A 23977-nucleotide genomic window follows, 5' to 3' on the forward strand; every position below is an offset into this window, starting at 1 on the left:
AACTCTCTTCGCTAGCCCCACTACGGTAACGCGCCGTCCTGGGGCAGTCACGACTCCGTAAGCTTTCGCTACTGTCCAAGCGCCGCCAACAAAGCCCAGCGTAGTGGTTTTGGCTAGGCGTGCGCGCGCAGCAGACAGTACGTGGGTGCGGCAAGCTCGCACAACAATGCCAGAAGGGTTTTGTTCTTGGCGCTCAACCCATCACCTGCCGCCATGCGCCCAATCCAGGCCGCTTGGGGTGCAAGGATGGGTACTGCACGGCGCAGGCTGGCGAGCGCGCTTTATCCGCCGCAGATCGCACCCAAGAGGCGAGCAGCAAACGCACGGCACGCAAGTGCCGGGCACCAGCAGAGCACCGGTGAATGCCGGATTCATGTTCATAGAGGAGGGCAGCATGACCAGTAGTTTTTCCATACACCCCAAGGTGGGGGTCGCGCGTATAGGCAACAGCCAGACTGATTTCTACCTTGGCCCGGAGACCTTGGGCGGCTTGCCCATAGCCTGTCAGGCCAACGGTGATCCGGTTGTCGTTGATGGCCAGGTCCAGTATGTCAGGCAGTTCAAGGACGCGATTGGCGGCATCAAGCGGCAGGCCGCGCGATTCAAGATTTTCGAGCACAGCGATGGCAAGGTCGCAGAAATCACCCTGGCCGATCCACGTATCGAGAAGATCGTCTGGACATCGCATATCGCCAACAAGAAACCCATCTGGTTTACTTTTTCCGAGCTGACGGGTGACCTCGAGTTTGGCGATTGGAACAACTACGTTGATCAGCATGTACCGCTCAATAACGGCAGCGTGACCAATCCGGCTGACCGCAAGGCGCTGATGATAGACCCAGGCCCGCGCAGCATAGCCAAGCCTGGCGAGCGGGTGGCATTTTCACGCTATAACCCGCCGGCCGACTACCCGCATTTCTCCTTCCCGCCCGATAGCCTTAACCCGGCCATCAATTCGCTGGGCGAATTGCGCATGGATACGGCGGGTCGGCTTATCCTGCTGGGCGGTTTCGGCAATTCAGCCGGCACCACCACGCTATCGAGCTTCCGTGGCGCCAGCGACTGGTGGGATGACGTTTCCGATGGTTACGTCCAGGCAACCCTGTACTTCAAGGACGGCAGCAAGGTCGAGCTTGAGCCCGCCTGGGTGATAGTAGGCAGCCCCAAGTTTGCGCCGGAGCTGGTCAATATCGTGACGCTGGACGACACCGTCTACGATATTTCAGTGCGTTTCCTGAACTACGCCCCTGATATCTATGACGCCAAGAAGTGGCCTATCCCGGCTGATCGTTACGACCCGTTTGCCGGCTTTAATCCGGACTATCGGCCTAATTTCGAGCGCGATATCCTGCCCATCATCAAGCGGCCAGAAGGCTACCGCTGGGTGGCGCAAACCCCATCCATGATTGACTTCGTCAACCCGCCGTTCGATATCCGCGATGCATCCGAGGGCAGCCGCGCCCATCGTGAGAACTACTTTGCCCACTATCGGGTGCCGGTGCCGCCGCAGTCCTATCGCTTCATGGATCAGGTCAAGAACGGCCCCAATACGCTGTTTGCAGAGGATGGCGTACCGCTGATGCCGCTTAATTCTGGCGACAACTCGGTGACCAATCAGCTGATCTACAAGTTCATGACGCTGAGCCCCACCCAGTATTTCTTCCTGCACCAATGGGCCAAGGGCAAGTTCGACCTTGGTTGTGCGCCGCCCGATCTACGCCATGGCGTGACCGAGCTGGACCGCGCAGTGATAGGCAACCTGGTTGGTGCGCCGTTCTCGCCCGGTATCGAGACCACCTGGATAGTCCGTACGCCGCAGCTCTACCGTACGCCGTATGCCTATGATATTGCGCACTGGACAGGTAGCGAGGCGGCATTCAGCGAGTACTACCGTACCAACGGTCTGTCGCTGACCAGCGATCCGCAAAACGGGGATGGGGCAGAGCCGGGCGACCTGACCAAGCGCATGGCCATACCCTGGCAGGCTGATTTCTTTGACTGCACGGTGCAGACCCCCAACGTCAACAACCCGGCCATCAATCAAAGCCCAGCCGACGACGGTGTCGAAGTGCCGCCCGCGTTCTACGTTTACTGGTGGCCGCCACAAAGCCCCATGCACGTCATCGCAGGGGATCTGGACCCAGGTAACCAGGTACTGGATGGCTATGTCAGCAGCCAGCCGGCGCAGTTCTCAGGCGTCAATGGCCTCACGCTCAATGTGCAGTCGCAAGGGGGCTTCAGCATCACGGCCGCCGGCCAGCCTGTGCTGTATGCGCGGGGGATCAATTCCTTCAACCAGATGACCGCTGCCTGGAAGGACCTGGGCTTCATCGTCAATGTCGGCCCGCAGGACTACCGCTATTTTGTCGAGAAGGAGCGCAATACCACCTATCTCGCCCAGGGTGCGGCATTGGGCAACAAATAAGGCATCGCATGAACAAGACGTTCGACATCGCCGTGGTAGGCGGCGGACCTGCCGGTGCGGCTACCGCGCTGAGTATCCGCCGACAATCCGGCCTGACGGTCGCCTTGGTAGAGAAGACGGATTACGGGCAGCCGCGCGTAGGGGAGACCCTCTCGCCCGGCGCCCGTTCCCTGTTGGAGTATCTGGAGGCGTGGCCGGCATTTGAACAGGCCGGCCATGCCCCTGCCTATGGCAATGCAGCTGCCTGGGGTAACGATGCCATCTATCAGCGTGATTTCATGTTCACCCCATTTGGCCATGGCTGGCATCTGGATAGGCGCCGCTTTGATGCCGACCTGGTGGCCACGGCCGAGCACAAGGGGGTGGTGGTCTACCGCAACACCCTGTTGGAGCATGTAGAGCGGCAAGGCGGTGGCTGCCGCCTGCGCTTGCGCCAAGGCGAGGACACGACGGGGCTGACCGCCCGATTTGTGGTGGACGCCAGTGGCAAGGGCCAGGTGGTAGCGCGCAAGCTGGGGGCGGAACGCCAGCTTATCGACAATATGGTGGCATTGGTGGCCGAATACCCGGCCATGCCCGATGCCGACACCTTTACCTTGGTAGAGCCCTGCGCCCAGGGCTGGTTCTATTCAGCCTGCCTGCCGGCAGAGGCGGGTGGGCGAACCTGGTGGGTCGCCCTGATGACGGATGCCGACCTGATACAGCAACATGAACTGCGCGCGCCAGCGGTGTGGTGGCGCTTGCTCAATGGCGCCCGGCATACCATGGCCAGGTTGGCCGGTGCGCGGGCACCAGAACGACTGCAGGTGGTGAGTGCCCACTCTGCGTTGCTTGATCCGTTGCATGGGCAGGATTGGGTGGCAGTGGGGGACGCGGCAGGCAGCTATGACCCACTGTCGTCCAGCGGCATAGTCCGGGCGCTTGATGCGGGCATCCATACCGGCCTGGCGGTTGTCCAGGCACTGGCAGGCAATAGGACCGCGCTGGCGCAACTGGCCGAGCGCCATGTGGGCGCCTATCAGCAATACCTGGGCACGCGGGCAAGTTACTACCAGATGGAACAGCGCTGGCCCGACAGCAGTTTCTGGCGGCGGCGCCAGGCAGTGGTGACGCTGGCGCCGGACTGCCAGCTGGTGTCGGTGCCCAAGGCGGTCGAGGCAGTGGCCTGGCCCTCTGATCTGCAGCCCCTTGAACCTGCCAGCCTGCTCAGTGCCTGCAGCTCGACTACCCCAGCAGCGGCCGTGGTAGCCGCCCATCCACAGCGCACCGAGGTGGGCGACGAACGCATCATCCTGGGCCTGCAATGGTTGCTACAGGCCGGCTTGCTGGCTATTGCCAAGCCCGGTGCGGCTTGAGGAGGATGGGGCTGGGGGTGCAGCAGGCAAGTACTAGCTGACTCGCCGCCCCTGTTCGTCAATCACGACTTCGCCATCTTCCTTGGTAAACGGCCCCAATTGCGGCAAGGGCAGGATATCCAGCACGGCTTCGGAAGGTCGGCACAAGCGTGTACCTATGGGGGTGACCACCACAGGCCGATTGATCAGGATGGGGTGCTGCAACATGAAGTCGATCAACTGCGTATCGGTCCAGGCTGTGTCATCCAGATTCAGCTCGGCATAGGGCGTGCCCTTTTTGCGCAGTAGTTCGCGTACCGGTATGCCCATGGCTGCAATCAGGGCGACCAGGGTTGCCCGGTCGGGTGGGTTGTCCAGGTAGTGAACCACCTGGGGTTCTATGCCGGTATTGCGTATCAGCGCCAGGGTGTTGCGGGAGGTGCCGCAGGCGGGGTTGTGATAGATCGTGATCTGGGTCATGGGTGTACTGTCAGTCGAGGGGGCGCTGGTGGATGATCAGGCATGGCAGGCAAGGTTTGGCGGTGTGCAAAGCCCGTGCCGTGGGATGCCATGCGTGACCGCTTGTGGTGTAGGCGTCTGCCAGAAGGCTTACTTCAGGGGGTGCACCGGGCGATCCTCGCCGGCATTGGCCATCAAGTCCAGCGACAGGGCGGCCTTGTCGCGGAGCAGCCAGCCGAATACCAGCGTGGCGGTCACCGCACCTACCAGTTGCGCCGCGATAAAGGCTGGTGCATCCACGGGCCGTATGCCGGCAAAGGTATCGCTGGCTGCGCGTGCCAAGGTCACTGCCGGGTTGGCAAACGAGGTGGACGCGGTAAACCAGTAGGCACCGACGATATAGGATGCCACCGCATAGGGGACTGCCTCGGGCCGGCTGCGCGAGCAGCCAAAGATCACCGCCAGCAAGCCAAAGGTGGCGATGAATTCGCTCCACCATTGTGCCGGGCCGGTGCGCACATGCTGTGACGCGAAAAACAAGGCTTCGCCAAACATGCCATGGGCTGCGGCCACACCGCAGAATGCGCCGGCAAGCTGTGCCAGCACATACAGCGAGGCATCCCGGCTGCTTAGTTCACGGCGCAGTGCCGCTGCCAGGGTAACGGCGGGATTGAAGTGCGCCCCGGATATGCCACCAAAGGTCAGTATCAGGGCAATCAGCCCGCCACCGGTTGCCAGGGCATTGGCCATCAGCGCCACGCCCGTGTTCCCGCCGGACAGTCGCTCTGCCATGATGCCGGAGCCCACAACGACCGCAAGCAGAAAGGCCGTACCCAGCCACTCGGCAAATAATCGACGATGCAAATCCATGACTTACTGTTCTCCCAGCTTGCGCAGCTCATGCTGCAAAGACATCCGGTCTATCTTCTCCAGCGGAAGGCTCAGGAAGATACGGATACGGTTGGTGATTTCCATCAGGGTTTTGTTGAAGGCCTGCCGCTTTACCGCGTCATCGCCTTCTACTTGAGATGGGTCTGTAAACCCCCAGTGTGCGGTAATCGGTTGCCCCGGCCAGGCAGGGCAGGCTTCTCCCGCTGCCTTGTCGCAAACGGTAAAGATAAAGTCCATGGCTGGAGCGGTTGGCGTGGCGAATTCATCCCAACTCTTGCTGCGCAGGTTGGTGCTGGCGTAGCCATGCAGGCGCAAGGCCTCAAGCGTGAAAGGGTTGACTGTATCCTTGGGGAAGCTCCCGGCACTGAATGCCTGGAATTGCCCCTTGCCTAGGTGGTTCATGATGGATTCGGCCAGTATGCTGCGGGCTGAATTGCCGGTGCAGATGAAGAGGACGTTGTAGGCCTTGTCCGACATGGCGGCATCTCCGTATTGATGGCTTAGGGTTGGGTAAGCTGGCGCAGGCGCTCGAGCCCAACCGGTTCCTGGGCCTGCAGCGGAACCACCGCGTAGCGGCGGGCATGCTGGTTGGCGACGGCAGCCAACTGTGCGTGCTCATTGGCTGCCCGTTGCTGCAGTAGCGGCGATGTAGGCTTGGCGGCGGCAAGGCTCTGGTTTACTACCCAGGCCCAGGGTTCTATGCCTGCACGGCGCAGATCGGCCTGCAGATTGGCGGCTTCCAGTACTGGCGTAGTTTCGGCCAGGGTGGCGATCAGTACCTTGGTCTGCCTTGCATCCTGTAACTGCATCATGGGTGTGGTGAAGTGCAGGCCGCCGCCTGACATCTTTTTGCGTATTTCCCTGTCGTAGGCGCCGGTGGCATCCAGCAGCATCAGGGTGTGCCCGGTTGGCGCGGTATCCATTACCACAAAGCGCCGCCCGGCCTCACGGATCACCCGCGAGAACGCCTGAAAGACGGCGATCTCTTCGGTACAGGGTGAGCGTAGGTCTTCCGCGAGCATCGCCCGGCCGGCCTCGTCGAGATGCCTGCCTTTGCTGGCCAGCACCTCCTGCCGATAGCGTTCGGTCTCGGCCTTGGGGTCGATGCGCGATACCGCCATATTGTCCAAGGTGCCAGCGACCATATCGGTTAGATGAGCGGCAGGGTCTGATGTAGTCAGATGGACTGGCAGACCCCGCTCGGCCAGCGCCACGGCTATCGCGGCTGCCAGCGTGGTCTTACCCACACCACCCTTGCCCATGACCATGATCAAGCCATGGCCGTCAGCCGCCAGGCCATCCAGCAGCCCCACCAGCTTGGGTAGTGGCGGTATCGTGGTGTCGATCTCCTGGGCTGTTGCCATGCTTTCGTCCATGGCAAACAACTGGCGTAGCGCAGACAATCCCACCAGATTGCCGGCTTTTAGCGATAGGCGATCTGTCGGCAAATGTGCCAAGGCCGGGGGTAGCTGCGCCAGGGCTGCGGCTTCGCGATTCGCCAATGCATGGGCGAGCGGGTCGATCTGCCCCTCGGTCTCTGGCATCAGTCCGTTAATCACCAGATGCTGGCGCTGAAAGCCAATGGCAGCCAGTTCTGCCTGTGTGCGGGCCGCCTCTGCCAGGCTGGAGCGCTGTGCCCGTGTCACGAGCACCAGGCGGGTACGAGCGGGATCGGCCAGCGCCGCCACGGCATCGTGATACTGGTCTCGCTGTTTCTCGAGGCCGGCAAGCGGCCCAAGGCAGGATGCCCCCTCGGGGTTGTGTTCAATAAAGCCACTCCAGGCGCCCGGTAGCTGCAGCAGGCGGATGGTGTGGCCGGTTGGGGCGGTATCGAACACGATGTGGTCGAAATCTCGCACCAGGGCTGGGTTGGTCAGCAACTGGGTAAATTCATCGAAAGCGGCAATCTCGGTGGTACAGGCACCCGACAATTGCTCCTCGATATCGCGAACCACCTTGTCAGGCAGCACCCCGCGCACAGGGCCGACTATGCGGTCGCGATACTGCTGCGCGGCACCTTGTGGATCGATCTCCAGCGCAGCCAGCCCCGGTACCGAATGGATGGCGACAATCTGGTTGCCTATGGTCTGGTTGAGCACCTGGCCCACATTGGATGCCGGGTCGGTACTCACCAGCAGCACCCGCTTGCCCTGGTCTGCCAGCTGCACCGCCGTTGCACAGGCGATCGACGTCTTGCCCACGCCGCCCTTGCCGGTAAAGAACAGATGCCGTGGTGCATTGAGCAGGAATTGCATGGCTTACCCCTTTGTTAACAACAACCCGGCCCTGAGCAACTGCTGGCGGCAGGCTGGACTTGCACCGCCAGACTGCTGACGCCGGCCCAGCGTGCCAGCTCGGCACGGCGTGGGTAACGACCGGCCAGGGCTATCTCGCCATCGACCAGGATCAGTGGCAGGCCTTCCTGTCCCGAGCGTTCCAGAAACTGCTTCACGGCGGCCTGCTGCGCAAAGGCCAGCGGTTGCTGAGCCAGGTTGAAGCGTTCCACCTGGCCGCCCTGGCGCTTGAGCCAGTCCAGGTCTGCCGCAAAGGTGAGCAGTGCCTGATCGACATCTGTACCGCAAACGCCGCTGCTGCAGCACAGCGCCGGATCAAAGATTTGAATACTTGGCATGTAGTCTCCTCAGGCCCCGATCAGGCCGATGCGATCCAGCTCGGGTTTGAGCCTGGCCTGGTCGGCAAGCAGCTCCGGGGGCAGGGCGAGGAAGGCTTCGATCCGGCCACGCAGAATGCGGTAGGCCTTTTCAAAGGCGGCATCGATTTCGGCATCAGTACCGGTTGCATGGGCGGGATCTTCCACACCCCAATGCGCGCGCAGCACCGGGCCCAGGTAGGCGGGGCAGGTTTCGCCAGCGGCGCTGCCGCAGACGGTAATCACCACGTCTGGCGTCATCGGCAGATTGTCCCAGGACTTGCTGTGCAGGCCTTGGGTTGAGATGCCTTCACGTTCCAGCAGTGCCAGGGAGCGCGGGTGCACATAGCCGGCCGGCTTGCTGCCGGCGCTGATGGCGCGGATGCTTGCTGGCGCCAGGGCGTTGATGGTGGCCTCGGCCAGGATGGAGCGGCAGGAGTTACCGGTACACAGTATCAGGACATTCATCTAAGGCTCACAGCATGATGGGGAAGCGTTGGCGCTATTGGCCGATGCGGCCAGCTCAGCACATTGTTCGGGATGCCCGCCGCAGCAGTGGTCGGTCAGAAAACCGGTCACTTGCCGCATCAAGGCCAGGTTGGCGCGATAGCGCTGAAACCGCCCTTCCTGTTCCACCGTCACCAGGCCGGCGTGTGCCAGATTCTTCAGGTGAAAGGAGAGATTGGAGGGCGCCATATCCAGCCGGCTGGCCAGCTCACCAGCCACGATGCCGGTGCCGCCCGCGCCCACCAGCAGCAGATAGGTATCCAGGCGGGCGCTGGATGAGAGCGCCTCAAAAACCTGCAGTGCGGAGATTTTGTCCATGGCGGATTATTGTTTCAATTATTGTTGAAATATTGAGTTGCAAAAAATTAGCCACAGCAGCTGTTCTCCTGCTCGGCAGCACAGGAGGCAGCCGTGCAGCAGTTTTCAGTCATGTAGCGCAGCAGGTCGTTCATGGTGTCGAAATTGGCGGCATAGTGGATAAACCGCCCTTCCTGCCGTGCCTGGATCAGGCCGGCCCGATTCAGCTCTTTCAGGTGGAAGGAGAGGGTGGCTGGCGCCACGGCCAGCATCTCGCCTATCTTGCCCACTGTCATGCCGGCAGGGCCTTGAACCACCAGCAGACGGAAGATCGCCAGGCGGGTGTCCTGGGCGAGGGCGGCAAGCAGGTTGACGACGGTTTTACTTTCCATGTTTCTATGTTAGTGGAAGTATTGTAGGGTGGTCAAGCCCATGCGGCAACGTGATCTTCCAGCAAGCTCGATTTCAATCAGAACAAGGGGTGAGCGAAAGTTTCAAGGCACCGTGTGCTTGATACATCAGGAGGCCTTTTTCGAGTAACGCCGCATCGCAACTTGGTGATGATGTACCTAGGGATTCCGCTTAGGGTAATGTTTCATGCCCTCAGTAAGCTGAGTACTACAGTAGGTAGGGGGTCGTAATGAATACGGAGGTCTACATCTGATCTACCGGCTTCAAAACGCAGGCGCATGATCGGCTGGTTGTCCCACGACTGAAATGCGTAGCTGATGACGCCTTCAATCGTTATATCGCTAATGACCTCGGCGTGATCGGTGATTTTGACCGAGATGGTCGAGTCACTGCCCAACTCAAATGCAATGGCGAGCTGCTTCCCATCTGGGTAATAGCGCAAGAATGCGACGGTGGAGTCATCAGCAATGGGAGATACAGGCAGCGTGAAGCCACGCTCCAGCATATCGAATGCTTCAGGTGGCTGGAATGGTGTCAGATATTGCATGGGATGGGTCCCGACAGAGGCATGGTCACTGCTTAATTCTCCAGCAAGCTGCTTAAGTGGCTGGCGGCCATGCCGGGTACAAACTCAATGATGTCGTAATCGGCGATCTCTTCCCGCCAGAACGGATCCAGGCGAATGATGGCCTCCACTTCGTGCTTGTTGCTTGCCTGGGCAAGGATGAGGCCGCCGGTGCGCGGTTGCTTGCGGCCAGACAGCAGGAAGTGGCCCGATGCGTAGTGGGCTGCCAGGAAGCGTTTATGTTCTTCGACAAAGGCATCTACGGTATCGAGCGGTTTCTTGTAGCTGAGGATGATGGCGAACATGGCTAGTCTGCTTGCGGGATGGTGGTGTTGGTAACGGCAATACTGGCCGTGTGTTTCGGCATCATAGCGCTGTGGGGTGCAGGCAGGGGCCATCCATTGCGCCGTGGCCGGCTCCAAGGTTGCGTGTGGAGGAACCGGCCATCGTGCATTAGCTTGGTAGGCTGACGGCAGCCGGCTCCAATACCACGGTCAGGGTGTCTATGTTTGCGGTATTGAGGCTGGCGAACACTTTGGCGAAGCGGTCGGAGTAGGCGAAGTTATACGCTTGCGACAACGGTGCCAGCGTAGCTGCCCATTGGTTGTAGTTAGGGGTGGATTGCATGTTGGCAAAGAAGAAATTGCTGGGGATGTTGAACCAGAGTTGGCTGTTGATGGCGCCGACCATGGTAGGCACGGGCACGCCAGTGACACCACCCACCGTGGCGGTACTTCCTACTGCACCTATGTTGAGGCCTGAAAGCAGATCGCCGCCGACCCAGCCATAGACGTCATTGCCTGGGTTGGTGGCAGTGGTAGCGCCGTTAAGGTAATACGGCACGTTACCGCCATAGATGCCTGAGGGATTGGTGAGATCGGTCTGCCGGTACTGCAGGCTGGTGGTGCCGGCCACGCCGCTCAGCGCACCGCTCAGGGTGATGTTCAGATGGCTGTCTATGGTGGCTTCCAGCGTATAGCTTTGCCGGCTGAGCGGGCCGCTGCTGGGTACATTGGGCCCCACGCCAGCGAACTGGCCGGCGATATGGGCAAATACGCCGTTGCCCAGGCCAGGTACGATCGCACCCACGGCTGTGCCGGGGCCGAAGTTATCAAGCAGGTAGGCCAGGTAATTGCGCAGTGTGTCGTAGGGCATGACGGGCAGGCCGATGGTGGGCGCGATCGAGGGATAGGAGGTCGGCCCTATCACCCTGGCGAAGCTGCTGCCGGGCGCGGGCCCCGTACCGTATTGCTGGAACTCTCCAGGTACCGTGGCTGGCAGCGGTTGCCCATCTATGCCGCCTGGCCCGACCACACCCGAAACGGGCGGTGTAGTGAGGGCGTTGAGCGCCTCGAACACGCTTTGCGAGTTGGCACTACCCAGTAAGCCGGCCACGGTCTGAACCACGCTGCCATTCAGCGAGGTGGTTAGTGTGATCGGGATGCTCCAGTAATCGATGCTGGTGAGGTTGGCCACATCGGCTGGCTGGCCGTTGAAAGTCATTTCCAGCTTGTCGTAGCGTAGAAAGAAGTTCGGGTCGGTCACGGCTTGGGCGGGCTCGTAGGCTGGCGACTGCACCGTCCATGCGCCGTTGTAGGCCACATAGACGCGGCCGCTGAATGCGTTGACGGTGACGCCGTCGCTCAGCTGATCGAGCGTATACCAGTTGCCGGCAAAGGGATAAGTGCCGGTGCTGGAGATGTTCAAGGGTTGCAATGCAGCGTGGTTGCAGGCGTTGATGATGCTGAAGGCGGCGTTTGATGCGCCGGGTACGAAGCCGATGGACACCGCTGTCGGATCGATACCGCTGTGGTTGAAGAACTGCAGATTGAGGCTGGTGTGGGGCGGGGTGGTCATGGCTTTCCTCTTGGCTGACTTGTGGGGGGGGAGCCGTTGAACTTGCACGGCTACATGCACAAGACGTTTGCGAGGGGCTGGTTGTGATGGCCATGTGCGCTTGGAGCAGGCCTGGAGTGGATACCTACGCAGGTATGAGCCCCGAGTGTGAGGTATACCGTGGCGAGAGCGGCAAGCCTCTGTATGTAACCTGCATAGGCATGGCGATTGAAGAGGCCAAGCAGAGCGTGACCAACATGCATGGCCCCTACCGGATACCTACCTTGCTGAAAAAGGTGGATCAAGTCTGCCGGGGGCGGGACTGATGCTATTATGGGTACAAGCGTTCATTGTGCACCTTGCCTTGCTGGGAAGCTGAGGGTGCGGGGTGCTCCCTTGGTGTGCGCTGACAGGGTGACACGAATCCCTCTCGTCGGCGACCCGAGCACCAGGCACGCGAAACCGGCTTTGTTAGCGAGGCTTCGCGTGCCTGGGCGGCAGGCTGATGGGGTTCACCATGCCAAGGCGGAACAATGACGAGCCCTACAGGCTGGACAATTTCCGGTTGTCATCCTCATGAGCCTTCTTGAATACCAAGCTACGAACCGTATCCACTGCGACCTTGAATCCAGTTACCTCGTTGTTGCTGCCACGAATGAATCTGATGCCCCTCATGAAGCTTTTATCCCCGGAAAACATATCGGGGCTGAGGGGTTTGAACTTGATCGTGCCTGAACGGATATTACTGGCGGTTAGCACCCCCTTGTTTACATCGAAGACGAAGGATGCATTGAGTTCATTGGAATGGAATGTTCCAGTGAATTGGGCCATCTCGTTGTTGGCGTATGAGGTTGGCTTGTATGATTCGAAAACAACGGGATCACTATCGCCAACGGTATAGTTCATATCCTTTCCTCCTGCTTTGTCGACGAATTTTAGCAAGATTTTGTCGTCACCTTCGATGGTTACCTGGAAGGTCGAGTTATCTATTGGAATCAGTGCATTGCCGTCTGAGCCGTCAACTCTGCTGTAATACAGTACATCATCCTTCAAGTGGACTCTTGCGGAGAGCGCGCGTACCGGGTTCCAGTAGTTCCCGACAAATTGCTGCAACTGCTGCCGACTAAGTTTTACGCCTTCAATCTTGGTGTAATCGATGGTCTCCGGTTCGGGGAAGTGATTGTTCATGAAGAGGTTGGCGATCTGCATACCGTAGCTACCATTGTAAGCAAGACCGGAACTCAATACGATCACCGAGAAGTCCTGTTCGGGGAAGCGGAACAAGGTACTGGAGTATCCACCGGAGATCCCACGTAGGTAAATTTTGGGAATTCCTCTCTCCTTACCCACATGCTGTTGCCCATAGTTCGAGATGCTGGCGACATCTTTTATAGGTGCGCCACCGTCCAGTTTTATAGGCGAATTCAGCTTGTTCACCAGCGGTCTTACGCCGGGCGTGCGTGACGACATGTGAGAGCGCCAGATGGATATGTCCCGGATAGAGGTGTAAAGATTCACCGGGCCTGGTGCAGTGCTGTCGCCATAGTCCCGTTTGTAGGTTCCGTTACTATCACTGCGATACGGTATGGCGGTGTTGTCTGGTGCCTGATTGCTGTCATAGAGAAACACGGTGTTGGACATTCCCAGGGGAGCGAATATCTGGCTATTGCAGTATGCGTCAAACGATAGGCCGGTAACCGACTCCACTATTCTTGCAAGCAGGATCAGCCGAGTGTCACCATTGGGTGAAAATGCCTTCCCTGGTTTGAAGTTCAATACTTTTTGACTTTTTATGACTTGCAGGATGGATTTGTGTTGTTCGGGATCTTTCGTTTCCCAGCCTGATAATGACTTCAGGGTTTTGTACCCATAGTAGCCGTCCGTCGAGCTTAGTAGATGATCGACGGTGACTTTTTCTCCTAGGTCGGGTAACTCGGGTAGATATTTCCTGATGTCATCATCTAGCTTTATCTTGCCTTGCGCTTCCAGTGTTAACGTGGCATAGGCGATAAATTCCCAGGCAAATGCATCGACCTGAAATTTTGTGTCGACCGTGGCCGGGGTTTTGTACTCCAGGTTGGCGCTGCCAAAGGCTTTTTCGTATATGGGTTTCCCTTTGTTGATTACGGTGACGGCAAAAGCTGGTTTGCCAGGTGAGTTGAATTCACTGAGTATTTTTTCAATGGCTTGATTGGTTGCGGGGTCTACGCCGATATTGGCGCTAGCTGTAAAGGAAAGCGAGACAAGACATCCCAGTATTGCGCGCTTGACAGTAATATTCATTGGGTGCTCCGTTCAGTTTTTCTGGATGGTCTTGATGACTTGCTGCGCCACGGAGGCGGTGGCCGAGGGGTCTTGGCCCGTTACGATGTTGCCGTCGGTGATGAAAAAGTTATTACCAAACTTCTTCGAATAAACGAAATCACCACCATTGCGTATGATTTCCTTATCTATGGAGAAAGGGAAAGTCTTGTAATACTCGGCGTTGGTATTCTCGAAAATATCGGGGAAGCCCGTAATTTTCTTGTTTGAAAAGATGGATTTGCCGTTGCTATCCTTCAGATTGACTATGCCGGCCGTGCCGTGACAGATGGCTGAAACAACGCCGCCATTTTCATATACCCGGCCCACAATGTTCTGAATTTCCTTATTGTCGGCCACGCCAAACATCGCTGAACCACCGCCGCTGTAGTAAACTGCTTTGTAGTCGTTTGCGTTGATTTGCTCGGGCTTGAAGGTGTTCTTGAGCATGCGCATGAAATCGGCATCATACAGATGCGCTTTCTGTATGCTGTTTGATGTTTCGATATAACCCAGTGGAATTGCACCACCTTTGGGACTGACGAAGTCTACTGTGTAGCCATTTTTCTTGAAAATGTCATAGGCAATGACGATTTCCGCAAAATGATTGGCCGCGTTAAGATTTGTGTTGCCGTAGGTATGCTGATTGGAGGTGACAAATAATATCTTGTTACCCTGCTTGGGGATCTCTTTCCAGGTGTAGCTCTTCTGCACGATCTTCCAGGCGCCTTGATACTTCATCAGCATGAAGTAATCGGTGTATTGTCTCTGATTCGGGGTCAGCACTTCCACCTTCGCCATGGCGGCATTGTTATCGATATCGATGGATAATATCCGTCCGACCCGATTGGTTTTCTTGCCGTTGTTGAAGTTCATGATGTACTGCTCTCCGGAGCGAATGACTAATTCATTGGCTTCGTTGACGACATAGAGCTTAAAGTCGGGGTGGAATGCTCTCCTCAGTTTTTCTGGCTCGCTATTCGCCGTACCTTCTAGGTAATCTGTCAGCGTTCTGGTGACTTGCTCCGTATCTGTGTTGCTGCTCACCACTTGGGTTTTTACTTCGACAGCAGGGGTGATTGATGCAGAGGAGGCGATGGCTTGTTCAGGCACACCGAGAACAAGGCAGATGTTGAGGAGGATGGCGCTGAGAGAACGATGTGGGCTCATAAATTGACCTGGACTTTGGCATGTACCTGTTAACCGAAGGTAAGGACGGTTGTGCGGCAGCGATCAAGTCTCGCTTTGCCGGTTGCCAATGTAGTCTGGGTGCGGATACCTGAAGTCTCGAACCATGATTTCGGACTCCGGATACATAATTTCGTAGCGGATTGATAAGGAAACAGCTTGGTGTAGGCCGAGAAAGCGGGCGGCAGCCGCCGCAGGCAGTGCTGGCGCAAGCGGCAGGCCATGGGAGGGGTAGGGCAGGTCTTGGAAGGTCGGTGCAGAACCGAAGCGAGGCCTCGGTCGGGCAGTTACCGACTGCTTGCAAAATCTGCTTGGGCGCGACGGTAACGGAGATGAAATAACGGTGAAGCGGCGCTTAGGGGAGGCTGGAAACCTGGTGGTTTTGTGGCGATGCTGACAGGGTGTCGGAATCAGGAGGAGCGCTTGCGGATGGTGGTGATACCAATGCAGCACGATAGCTGGCAGGCGTTTGCCCGGTGATTTTCTTGAATGCAGCGAAAAAAGTGGAGCTGGAATTAAAACCGCTGCGCTCGGCAACGAGTTCCATGTTCAAGTGAGATTCATTGATCAACAGATTCTTGGCATGTTGAATACGAAACTCATTGATATAGAGATTGAAGCTTTTTTTCAGATGCTCATTGAGCACCTGGGAAACGGTGGTTTGCAGATTGCCGACCTTCTTGGCTAGCAGCATCAGGCTCAGGTTAGGATTCAAGTACAGTTGCTGCTCATGCATTGTTTGATTGAGCAATGCCAGCAATGCCTGCGCGTCTTCTTCGGTCAGCTTTCGATTTTGATACCTTTCCTTTTTGCTCGCATCGACTTTGGTTTCGTTCGGCAGTATAAAGGTCAGCACCGTAAGGTGTATGGTGAAGGTAAACGATAGCGCACCGACAATATACGAGGTAAACGGGGTGCTGACATAGGCAATGAGAATCACGCAGCTGCTAAAATAGACGCTGAGCAATAATAGGGATGGGCGAGACACCCGACCTGTTGTGTCGACCAGTAAAACGCGTGACTTCCATAGCTGCCTTCCGGCCAGCAGCAAATAGGTGAGCCAGTAAGCATGTATCCCGCGCATGACATGGTGCCAGATATACGGATGCTGGGAGTAGGGGAAAACAATCCCAATGCCGATGATAAATAGCGATAGGGGTAGATGCCAGCGCCAGTGCTTGCCTGGGGCGCTTTGCCTTAAATCCGCAAGATGGAAGCCGACATATAGGTAAGTCAATGGCCCGATCAAGAGGCAGGCTGACATGCCGATCTGGAGGAATTCGACCGCGATGTCAGGGTAGAAATAATAAAAAGTTGATTTGCCAGTACGAAAACCTATGGCGAGTAGTAATGCGCCCAGCATGCCATTCGTTAAGCGATGCGATCGCAGGGTAAAGAGGTAGAACGCCAGGAAGATGCCGTTAACTGAGCCCAGGGCGCTGAAGAGAAATAGTAGTTGGCTCGAGATCACGGGTAATGTGGAGTGAGAGGATTTTAAAATAAGTCTGGAAGACTTCCAGGTGCCAAGCCCTTATAGATGGCGGCATCCTATCTTGGTGTCCAGCAATACATGGGCCAAGGGGGGGAGAAGCCACGTTCTCGTTCGTGCCTAGTCTTCTCGGCGCCGCCAACAAATTTTTTGCGCGCACCTCGCCAGCAACGTTGCGCTGGTTCTTTTGGCGGTTTTGGAGATCGAGGTTTCTGGGATTTCCCCTGAGGCCAAGGTGGCAACACCATGCCATTTTCGGCGGGGATTTTCAAGGCTCGAACTTGGTCGAGTTTGCCGGATACCACCGGTAGCGCCTGTACCGCTACCTTGCCTGTTCAGGGTGCTGCCTGAACCCTGACGGTTGCTGCAATTTGGCGAGTTTCTTCTTGCTTATCAAGCGGATGCTAGATTGAAATTTGCCTATCGTGCCTGGCTTCGCCAAGGGTGCTCAGCTTACTCGTTATTTATTTGTGTAAGTTGTCGCAGATGCCGGAACTCCGGTGTCTTTCGTTTCAAGGGCTTACAAATTTGTACTGAGCCAATACATTGAACGAAGTAGGGCCAAGAGGCTGTATTTGCTAAAGCTAGGGCCTATAGCCTGAATTTGTTACAGCTAGGACCGGCCCGAAGATCGGCTCAACGGCGCCAGCCGTGTTTGGTTTTGCCGAGCTCTGTCGGAATGAGCACTGGTTCACTTCCTTGGCTCACGCGCGTGTCGTCATAGAGTCCTGGCGCCGCGAGTACAACGACGAACGTCCAAAGAGAGGTTTGGGTGGGCTGACACCGTCAGCTTATGCCAAGCAGCTCGCCGAGAAATCGGCTAACTTAACCCCCGGACTCTAAAGCCGAGTGCTACTGAATCCGGGGGGACGTCGAACCGTATTGAACGGCGCGACGACGTCGACAAGCTGCTGCCTGACCCAAACATGGGCAGGGTCGCCGTGGAAGCGCTCGTGCCAGATCATGGCTGGCGACAAGGGTGCAACCTTTAGCGGCAGATCCAGGAGCGCAAGCGGGAGCCTTTGCGCAAGTAGGCGCGCCAAACGGCTTGGCAACGTGAGAATCATGTCGCTGTCCGCCACCAGCATCGCCCCCGCAAGGAAGTGGGGAACCCTCAATGCGACATGGCGAGTAAGCCCCAGCGTCGAAAGCACGGCGTCGACCGTGCTCTCTCCTACGCCGGAAATAGTCACGGTGATGTGGCGCAAGGCCACATAACGCTCAAGGCTAAGTCCGTCTGTAACCGCGGGGTGATTGGATCTCATCACGCACACCAAGCTGTCGGTGTAGAGGCCGCGCTGATGGAGGCTACCGGGCAACGACTCGAAAATGCCCAGTGCCAGATCTGCGCCTCCTTGCTCGACAAGCCGTACGTTGTCTCCGGCAGGTTGCGCGATATGGAGACTTAGCGCTGGCGCATCGCGCTCGAAGCGGGCCGTCAAACCAGCAAGGACCATCAGGCTCAGATGGTCGTGCGCGGCGATTGTGATCCGACCCATTGCAGAGGCGGGGTCGAAGACGGCAGGCGAGACGATACCTCGGACATCGTCCAGCAGCTTAGTCACTGGACCTACCAGCGCTTCGCCGCGGGGTGTCAGTTCCAGGCCGAGCTTGCCGCGGACAACCAGGCGATCACCCAGCATCGTGCGCAGCCGCCCCAGCGCGCGGCTGGCGGCCGGTTGGCTCAAGCCGAGGCGGAGGCCCGCCAGGGTGACACTTCGCTCCCGAACGAGTGCTTCAAACAGCTTTAACAGATTGAGGTCGACTGTAGATAAATCCACTTGGTGCATGTTGGTTATTACCTTCATGTCATTTATGTATGTTGATAAAACATGCACTCTTCTCGTTCATTTGAACAGGAGATTTTTGTATGACTGCTTCCTCCCCGCTTCCTTACGTTGTATTTGGTGTGACCGGCCGTACCGGCGCCGCTGCCGCCGATGCGCTCTTGTGCTCCGGCTGCCCCGTGCGCGTCGTGGTGCGTGACTTGGCCAAGGGCCGACCGTGGGCCGAACGTGGCGCAGAGGTGGCCGTGGCCGACCTGACAGACCTGGCCTCAATGACCAAGGTGCTCAGTCAGGCTCAGGGCGCCTATGTCGTCAGCCCGCAGCACTACAACCGTGAAGACCTGTTTGAGAGGGCGGACTTGATTGCCGATACCACCGCGCGTGCTGCGGTCGCTGCGGACGTGCCTAGGCTGGTGGCGCTTTCCTCGGTGGGCGCCGACCGCGAAAGTGGAACGGGATGGATAGGGATGAACCGCATGTTCGAACAGCGTTTGGGCGCAATCGGTGTACCCACCATCTTTCTGCGCACGGCCTATTTCATGGAGAACTGGATGCCGATGGTCGGACAGGCCATGCGTAGCGGTACTCTGCCGACGTTTCTGGCACCACCACAGCGCTCCCTTCCGATGGTAGCGACGGTGGATGTCGGCAGCGCTGCAGCTGCTTTGCTGCAGGAAGAAAGGACGGGGACTTGCGTGGTCACGCTCTCGGGGCCCAAAGACTATGCCCCTAATGATGTCGCCGCCATCGTTTCGGCCACGCTCGGGAAGCCTGTCGACGTAGCAGTCCTACCGGAAGCAGAGTGGCCGAAAGCGCTGGCGGATGCCCATTTCTCAAGGGCCGCCCTTGCTGGTTTCATCGAAATGACCCGTGGCCTCAATTGCTCGCATATCGACATCAAGAGTGATCCCAGCGCAGTTCAATGGACAGGGACGACTGCGCTCAAGCAAGTCATCGTTGAACTGGTGCAGCGTCAGCGATAAAGCTCTACCGCTGAAACACCCGCTTCGGCCTCCTTTAGGATGGCGATGATCTGGGTTTCAGTGAATCGTGACTTCCTCATGAGGGGCGCCTTCGCCCTTCATGCTAACTAATTCCTGGTAGATCTGGGCGGGGGAAGGTCAATGTGCGTTGGGCTTCGCTTTGCTCCAGGTGCTCAGTTAGGGATGCGGTTCAGGCTTATTGCCTCACAAAGTTCGGTCATTCAGCCCCAAAGTTCAGACTTCTGCGCAAACTTACAACAGGTCGGCAGGGAGTGTCGCCATTACACACTGGTCAAATTTTACAGTGCTGATTATTTGACAAGTATGGCGGTAGGCCCAAAAATCAGCATAACGATAACGAGACATGCTTCCCCGCCATGAACCAAGCCGCTGCACCCAACGCTGTTGTCTTCCACAAGAAACCCGTAACACATGCCGAGGCCAAGAACTGGTCGGTAGAGGCTGTGGCAAAGCTGTTTTCATTGCCTTTCAATGACTTGCTGTTCATGGCGCAGACGGTGCATCGTGAGCATTTCGATGCCAGCAAGGTGCAGCTGTCCACCTTGCTGTCGATTAAAACCGGCGGTTGCCCGGAGGATTGTGGCTACTGCCCGCAGTCGGTCCGCTATGACACGGGTGTCACCAGCCAGGATCTGATGCCGCTAGATGAGGTGCTGCAGGCGGCGCAGGCAGCCAAGGCTGCTGGTGCCTCGCGCTTTTGCATGGGTGCGGCTTGGCGTGGCCCCAAGCAGCGCGATCTGGACGAGGTGAAGCAGATGATAGCCGGGGTCAAGGCCTTGGGCCTGCAGACCTGTGCGACCCTGGGCATGCTCAAGCAAGGCATGGCGGGGGAGCTGAAGGACGCTGGCCTGGATTACTACAACCACAATCTGGATACCGCGCCGGAGAAGTACGGCGACATCATTGGTACCCGTGGCTACGACGATAGGCTGGATACCCTGCGGCAGGTACGGGAATCGGGCATGAATGTCTGCTGTGGCGGTATTGTGGGTATGGGCGAAACGCGCAAGGAGCGCGCCGGTCTGCTGGCCCAGCTGGCTAATCTGGATCCGCAACCTGAGTCGGTTCCCATTAACAATCTGGTCAAGGTGGAGGGAACGCCGCTGGCAGACCAGGAGGGGATAGACTGGAGCGAGTTCGTGCGCACCATTGCCGTGGCCCGCATCACCTTGCCGCGCAGCTTTGTGCGCCTGTCTGCAGGTCGCCAGCAGATGCCGGAGTCGGTGCAGGCCTTGTGCTTCCTGGCTGGTGCGAATTCCATTTTCTATGGGGACAAGCTGCTGACCACCGGCAACCCGGAAGCGGATCGCGATCGCCAACTGTTTGAAAAGCTGGATCTGCAGCCCCTCTGATACCGCCTGTTTTGCTGCAGGGCTGTGCCAAACAAGTAGCTGCTAATACGTAGACTACAAAAAACGCCAACCACTTTGTGCTTGGCGTTTTTTGTTTTTGGTCTGACGCATGCCGGCTTGTATGACGGCGAAGCCCGTTATAGCGAGGTTGTAAAACTACTTGTCATACCTGTCTTGTCTTGGGCGTTGACCTCGCGCCAGTCCTGGGGCACAAATAAGCGAGTGCAGCAAAAAGTTGCGTAGTTTCAGGACTTTGCTTACCCGTAGTTACGCTGCACCGCACAATAAACCAGCCAGCCGGGATACCCGGCGGCGAATAAACCGGAGTGATGACCCATGCAATACCTTAGCGACTCGGGCCGCTGGGCCCGGCTGCGCCTGTTTGGCGCGGCGCTCGCCGGCAGCTTGCTGATCACCGCCTGTGGCGGTGGAGGCGGCGGCAGTGACGGCGGTGGCACAACCACCCCACCCACGGCAGAAATCAAGGCAGGCCATCTGCGCGTCAACCTCTGGCGCAAGGACGGTGTTTACAAGGACTGGGGTGTGTATTCCTGGTCCGGCCCCAAGACGCCTTCCACCGGCTGGCCCGGCAACCGTTACCTGTTTGACAAGACCAACGCCTACGGCGCTTACACCGATATCGAGGTGGATGTGGCCAAGGGCAAGATGGACTTCCTGATCACTGTCCCCACGGCCGATGGCAAGGATGCCACCAAGCTGTGCGGCAGCGATCAGTTGGCGACCTTTGCAGCAGATATCGCCAGCAAGGGTCAGCAGGTTTGGGTGAAGGATGGCGATTGCACGGTCTATAGCAGCGAGCCTGCCAAGAGCAGCGCCAATCTCTCGTCGGCCAAGGCGGTGTGGCTGACTGCCGATACCCTGGTCTGGCCCGGCGCCAGCCTGAGCGCCAGCTACAAGCTGCATCATGCGGCCAATGGCGGCATGGTGCTGGGGGGCAGCGGCATTAGTGGTGCCGATGGGGTGATAGACCTGGCGGTGACCACCTTGCCGGATGCAATCAAGGCCCGCTACCCACACTTGGCCGGTGCACCTGCGTTCAAGCTGGCAGCAGGTGCCAATGCCAAGAGCCTGGTCAAAGGGCAACTGGTGGTGTCGCAGACGGTGAATGGTGTCGTAGTCGATGGCAGCCAGGTACAGACGGGCCCGGTGCTGGACGATCTGTATGCCAGTGCTGCAGCTAATGCGGCGTTGGGCGCGGTGATTGAAGGCGGCAAGCCTGTGTTCCGGCTGTGGGCGCCGACAGCGAGGTCGGTGGATGTGCAGCTGTTTGATGGCCCGACCAGTGCCAGCGCCGGCTCCTTGACCATGCAGCTGGATGCCAGCACCGGTATCTGGAGTGCCAGTGGCGAAGCGGCCTGGATCAACGCCCGGTATTACGCTTACCGGGTGGAGGTCTATGCCCGCAGTACCGGCAAGGTTGAGATCAATACGGTTACCGATCCCTACTCGCTGGGCCTATCGGCCAATAGCACCCGCAGCCTGATTACCGACCTGACGGCAGCAGCAGCCAAACCGGCTGGTTGGGATGGCCACGCCATACCGGCACTGGCTGCACCGGAGGATATTGCGCTGTATGAGCTGCATGTGCGTGATTTCTCGGCCAACGATGCGACTGTGCCGGCCAACCATCAGGGCAAGTTCCTGGCTTTCAGCCATGGCACCAGCAACGGCATGAAGCACCTGAAGGCCTTGCAGCAGGCGGGCTTGACCCATGTGCACTGGCTGCCGGTGAACGATATCTCCAGCGCACCTGAGTTGGCTGCCGACCAGAAAGTGCCGGCGATAGACAGCGCAGCGGCGGGCGATGCAGAGAGCCAGCAAGCTGCCGTGGCAGCCGTGCGCGACAGCGATGCCTTCAACTGGGGCTATGACCCGCTGCACTACACCGCACCAGAGGGTAGCTATGCCACGGACCCCAATGGCCTGGCCCGCACGGTGGAAATGCGTACTGCGGTGAAGGCGCTGCACGATAGCGGTCTGCGGGTGGTGATGGATGTGGTCTACAACCACACGCCAGCATCGGGCCAGGACGGCAAGTCGGTGCTGGATCGCATCGTCCCTGGTTATTACCATCGCCTTGATGGCAATGGCGCGGTCACCAATTCCACTTGTTGCTCCAATACGGCGACCGAGCACGCCATGATGGCCAAGCTGATGATCGACTCGGTCAAGGTCTGGGCCAGCCAGTACCAGATCGATGCCTTCCGCTTCGACCTGATGGGCCACCAGCCACTGGATGTGATGCAGCGGCTGCAGACCGAAGTGAATGCCGCCGCCGGCAGGGAGATTTACCTGTACGGCGAGGGCTGGAACTTTGGTGAGGTGGAAAACAATGCCCGCTTCAAACAGGCCAGCCAGCTCAATCTGGCCGGCACAGGCATAGGCTCGTTCAGCGATCGCCTGCGTGATGCGGCACGGGGTGGCAGCCCGTTCGACGGTGGCGAGTGGTTGATACGCAACCAGGGTTTTATCAATGGCCAATGCGTGGACAAGAACGACGGTAGTGCTTGTACTGCGGATGAGCGCAATAGCGCCCTCAAAGCGCAGGATCTGATACGCCTCGGTCTGGCAGGCAACCTGAAGGACTACACGTTGGTCGATTACACCGGCGCCAGCAAGAAGGGTAGCCAGATCGACTATAACGGCCAGCCGGCTGGCTATACGGCCGATCCGCAGGAGCTGATCAGCTATGTCAGCAAACACGACAACCAGACGCTGTTCGATATCAGCCAGTACCGTTTGCCTCGTGCCAGCAGTGCGTCTGACCGCGCCAGGGCGCAGGTGGTCGGTTTGTCGCTGGTCGCGCTGGGACAGGGTGTGCCGTTCTTCCACGCGGGCGATGATCTGTTGCGTTCCAAGTCGCTGGATCGTGATTCCTACAACTCGGGCGATTGGTTTAACCGCATCGACTGGAGCGGCACCAGCAACAACTGGGCGGTGGGCTTACCCATACAGGACAAGAACGGCGACAACTGGAGCATCATGAAGCCCTTGCTGGCCGATGCGGGCCTCAAGGTTGGCAGCAGCCATATTGCCGCCAGCCGTAGTGCTTTCCAAGATCTGCTGCGCATCCGCAAGAGTACCCCGCTGTTCCGCCTGCGTACGGCTGCCGAGGTACAGGCGCGGGTCAGCTTCCCGGATGCAGGTGCGGCGCAACTGCCGGGCTTGATCGTAATGAAGCTGGATGGTGCTGGCTATGCCGGTGGGGTCTACAAGACGGTGTTCGTGCTGTTCAATGCCGACAAGGTGGCGCATACCACCACGGTGGCAGGCAGCAGCGGCAAGACGCTGCAGTTGCACCCCGTGCTGCAGGCCGGGGCGGATGCTGTGGTGAAGGGGGCTGTCTTCAGCAGCGCCGCTGGCAGCTTTAGCGTGCCGGCCAGGACTACCGCCGTGTTTGTGGAAATGTAAACTGTCAGGCCGCCCATCAGGGCGGCCTTTTTTCTACCCCAAGCCGGCT

21 protein-coding genes and 1 pseudogene are annotated in these 23977 nt (G+C 58.3%); 7 read left to right on the forward strand and 15 right to left on the reverse strand.

The window, feature by feature from the left end; genetic code table 11:
• The first annotated feature begins 394 nt into the window (after positions 1-394).
• Together lodA and V7714_RS01240 are read left to right on the forward strand one after the other, a co-directional pair.
• Complete coding sequence (gene lodA / locus V7714_RS01235) at positions 395-2425, forward strand: CTQ-dependent lysine 6-oxidase LodA (protein WP_335387428.1); 2031 nt, start codon at positions 395-397, stop codon at positions 2423-2425.
• 8 nt (positions 2426-2433) lie between these two features.
• Positions 2434-3780 carry an NAD(P)/FAD-dependent oxidoreductase gene (locus V7714_RS01240; RefSeq protein ID WP_335387430.1) on the forward strand — a complete coding sequence of 449 codons (1347 nt, stop codon included), beginning with the start codon at positions 2434-2436 and terminating at the stop codon, positions 3778-3780.
• A gap of 33 nt (positions 3781-3813) precedes the next feature.
• Here V7714_RS01240 and arsC read toward each other — a convergent pair whose 3' ends face one another.
• The 11 genes from arsC to V7714_RS01295 form a co-directional block, all read right to left on the reverse strand.
• Entirely contained in the window at positions 3814-4239 is a 426-nt protein-coding gene (gene arsC, locus V7714_RS01245) for an arsenate reductase (glutaredoxin) (RefSeq protein WP_335387431.1), read from the reverse strand.
• 129 nt (positions 4240-4368) lie between these two features.
• On the reverse strand, positions 4369-5088 hold the full coding sequence (locus tag V7714_RS01250) for an MIP/aquaporin family protein (RefSeq protein ID WP_335387433.1): 720 nt from the start codon (positions 5086-5088) through the stop codon (positions 4369-4371).
• A 3-nt stretch (positions 5089-5091) separates the two neighbouring features.
• Positions 5092-5586 carry an arsenate reductase ArsC gene (locus V7714_RS01255; protein WP_335387435.1) on the reverse strand — a complete coding sequence of 165 codons (495 nt, stop codon included), beginning with the start codon at positions 5584-5586 and terminating at the stop codon, positions 5092-5094.
• Positions 5587-5609: 23 nt separating this feature from the next.
• The gene (arsA, locus tag V7714_RS01260; protein WP_335387436.1) at positions 5610-7364 is read right to left on the reverse strand and encodes an arsenical pump-driving ATPase; all 1755 of its coding nucleotides are present in this window, start codon (positions 7362-7364) and stop codon (positions 5610-5612) included.
• A gap of 14 nt (positions 7365-7378) precedes the next feature.
• Entirely contained in the window at positions 7379-7741 is a 363-nt protein-coding gene (arsD, locus tag V7714_RS01265) for an arsenite efflux transporter metallochaperone ArsD (RefSeq protein WP_335387437.1), read from the reverse strand.
• Positions 7742-7750: 9 nt separating this feature from the next.
• Positions 7751-8227 carry an arsenate reductase ArsC gene (locus tag V7714_RS01270; RefSeq protein WP_335387439.1) on the reverse strand — a complete coding sequence of 159 codons (477 nt, stop codon included), beginning with the start codon at positions 8225-8227 and terminating at the stop codon, positions 7751-7753.
• On the reverse strand, positions 8228-8584 hold the full coding sequence (locus tag V7714_RS01275; RefSeq protein WP_335387440.1) for an ArsR/SmtB family transcription factor: 357 nt from the start codon (positions 8582-8584) through the stop codon (positions 8228-8230). It lies immediately after the preceding gene.
• 47 nt (positions 8585-8631) lie between these two features.
• Positions 8632-8955 carry an ArsR/SmtB family transcription factor gene (locus tag V7714_RS01280; protein WP_335387441.1) on the reverse strand — a complete coding sequence of 108 codons (324 nt, stop codon included), beginning with the start codon at positions 8953-8955 and terminating at the stop codon, positions 8632-8634.
• A gap of 203 nt (positions 8956-9158) precedes the next feature.
• Positions 9159-9521, reverse strand: coding sequence for a hypothetical protein (locus V7714_RS01285; RefSeq protein WP_335387442.1), 363 nt, complete (start codon positions 9519-9521; stop codon positions 9159-9161).
• Positions 9522-9553: 32 nt separating this feature from the next.
• Entirely contained in the window at positions 9554-9844 is a 291-nt protein-coding gene (locus V7714_RS01290; RefSeq protein ID WP_335387443.1) for a YciI family protein, read from the reverse strand.
• A gap of 148 nt (positions 9845-9992) precedes the next feature.
• Positions 9993-11396, reverse strand: coding sequence for a beta-1,3-glucanase family protein (locus V7714_RS01295; protein ID WP_335387444.1), 1404 nt, complete (start codon positions 11394-11396; stop codon positions 9993-9995).
• Positions 11397-11512: 116 nt separating this feature from the next.
• On the opposite strand from V7714_RS01295, the gene V7714_RS01300 reads away from it, so the two are divergent.
• Entirely contained in the window at positions 11513-11701 is a 189-nt protein-coding gene (locus V7714_RS01300) for a hypothetical protein (protein ID WP_335387445.1), read from the forward strand.
• A gap of 217 nt (positions 11702-11918) precedes the next feature.
• Here the strand turns inward: V7714_RS01300 and V7714_RS01305 are convergent, their stop codons facing one another.
• The 3 genes from V7714_RS01305 to V7714_RS01315 all read right to left on the reverse strand — a co-directional run bounded on the left by V7714_RS01305 (position 11919) and on the right by V7714_RS01315 (position 16335).
• Positions 11919-13658 (reverse strand): serine hydrolase domain-containing protein, encoded by a 1740-nt coding sequence (locus V7714_RS01305; protein ID WP_335387446.1) that lies wholly within the window; start codon positions 13656-13658, stop codon positions 11919-11921.
• A gap of 12 nt (positions 13659-13670) precedes the next feature.
• Entirely contained in the window at positions 13671-14846 is a 1176-nt protein-coding gene (locus V7714_RS01310) for a nuclear transport factor 2 family protein (RefSeq protein WP_335387447.1), read from the reverse strand.
• 373 nt (positions 14847-15219) lie between these two features.
• Entirely contained in the window at positions 15220-16335 is a 1116-nt protein-coding gene (locus V7714_RS01315) for a helix-turn-helix domain-containing protein (RefSeq protein WP_335387448.1), read from the reverse strand.
• Positions 16336-17025: 690 nt separating this feature from the next.
• Here V7714_RS01315 and V7714_RS01320 point away from each other — a divergent pair.
• A pseudogene (locus tag V7714_RS01320) lies at positions 17026-17196 on the forward strand (integrase core domain-containing protein); the annotation flags it as partial.
• Here the strand turns inward: V7714_RS01320 and V7714_RS01325 are convergent.
• Entirely contained in the window at positions 17193-18161 is a 969-nt protein-coding gene (locus tag V7714_RS01325) for a LysR family transcriptional regulator (protein WP_335387449.1), read from the reverse strand. The pseudogene V7714_RS01320 and the gene V7714_RS01325 overlap by 4 nt on opposite strands.
• 62 nt (positions 18162-18223) lie before the next feature.
• On the opposite strand from V7714_RS01325, the gene V7714_RS01330 reads away from it, so the two are divergent.
• The 3 genes from V7714_RS01330 to pulA all read left to right on the forward strand — a co-directional run bounded on the left by V7714_RS01330 (position 18224) and on the right by pulA (position 23928).
• Positions 18224-19123 carry an NmrA family NAD(P)-binding protein gene (locus V7714_RS01330; RefSeq protein ID WP_335387450.1) on the forward strand — a complete coding sequence of 300 codons (900 nt, stop codon included), beginning with the start codon at positions 18224-18226 and terminating at the stop codon, positions 19121-19123.
• Positions 19124-19500: 377 nt separating this feature from the next.
• The gene (gene bioB / locus V7714_RS01335) at positions 19501-20496 is read left to right on the forward strand and encodes a biotin synthase BioB (RefSeq protein ID WP_335387451.1); all 996 of its coding nucleotides are present in this window, start codon (positions 19501-19503) and stop codon (positions 20494-20496) included.
• Positions 20497-20832: 336 nt separating this feature from the next.
• Complete coding sequence (gene pulA, locus V7714_RS01340; protein WP_335387452.1) at positions 20833-23928, forward strand: pullulanase-type alpha-1,6-glucosidase; 3096 nt, start codon at positions 20833-20835, stop codon at positions 23926-23928.
• Positions 23929-23977: the final 49 nt, after the last annotated feature.

This window comes from Chitinimonas sp. JJ19 (assembly GCF_036961565.1).
Lineage (GTDB): Bacteria > Pseudomonadota > Gammaproteobacteria > Burkholderiales > Chitinimonadaceae > Chitinimonas.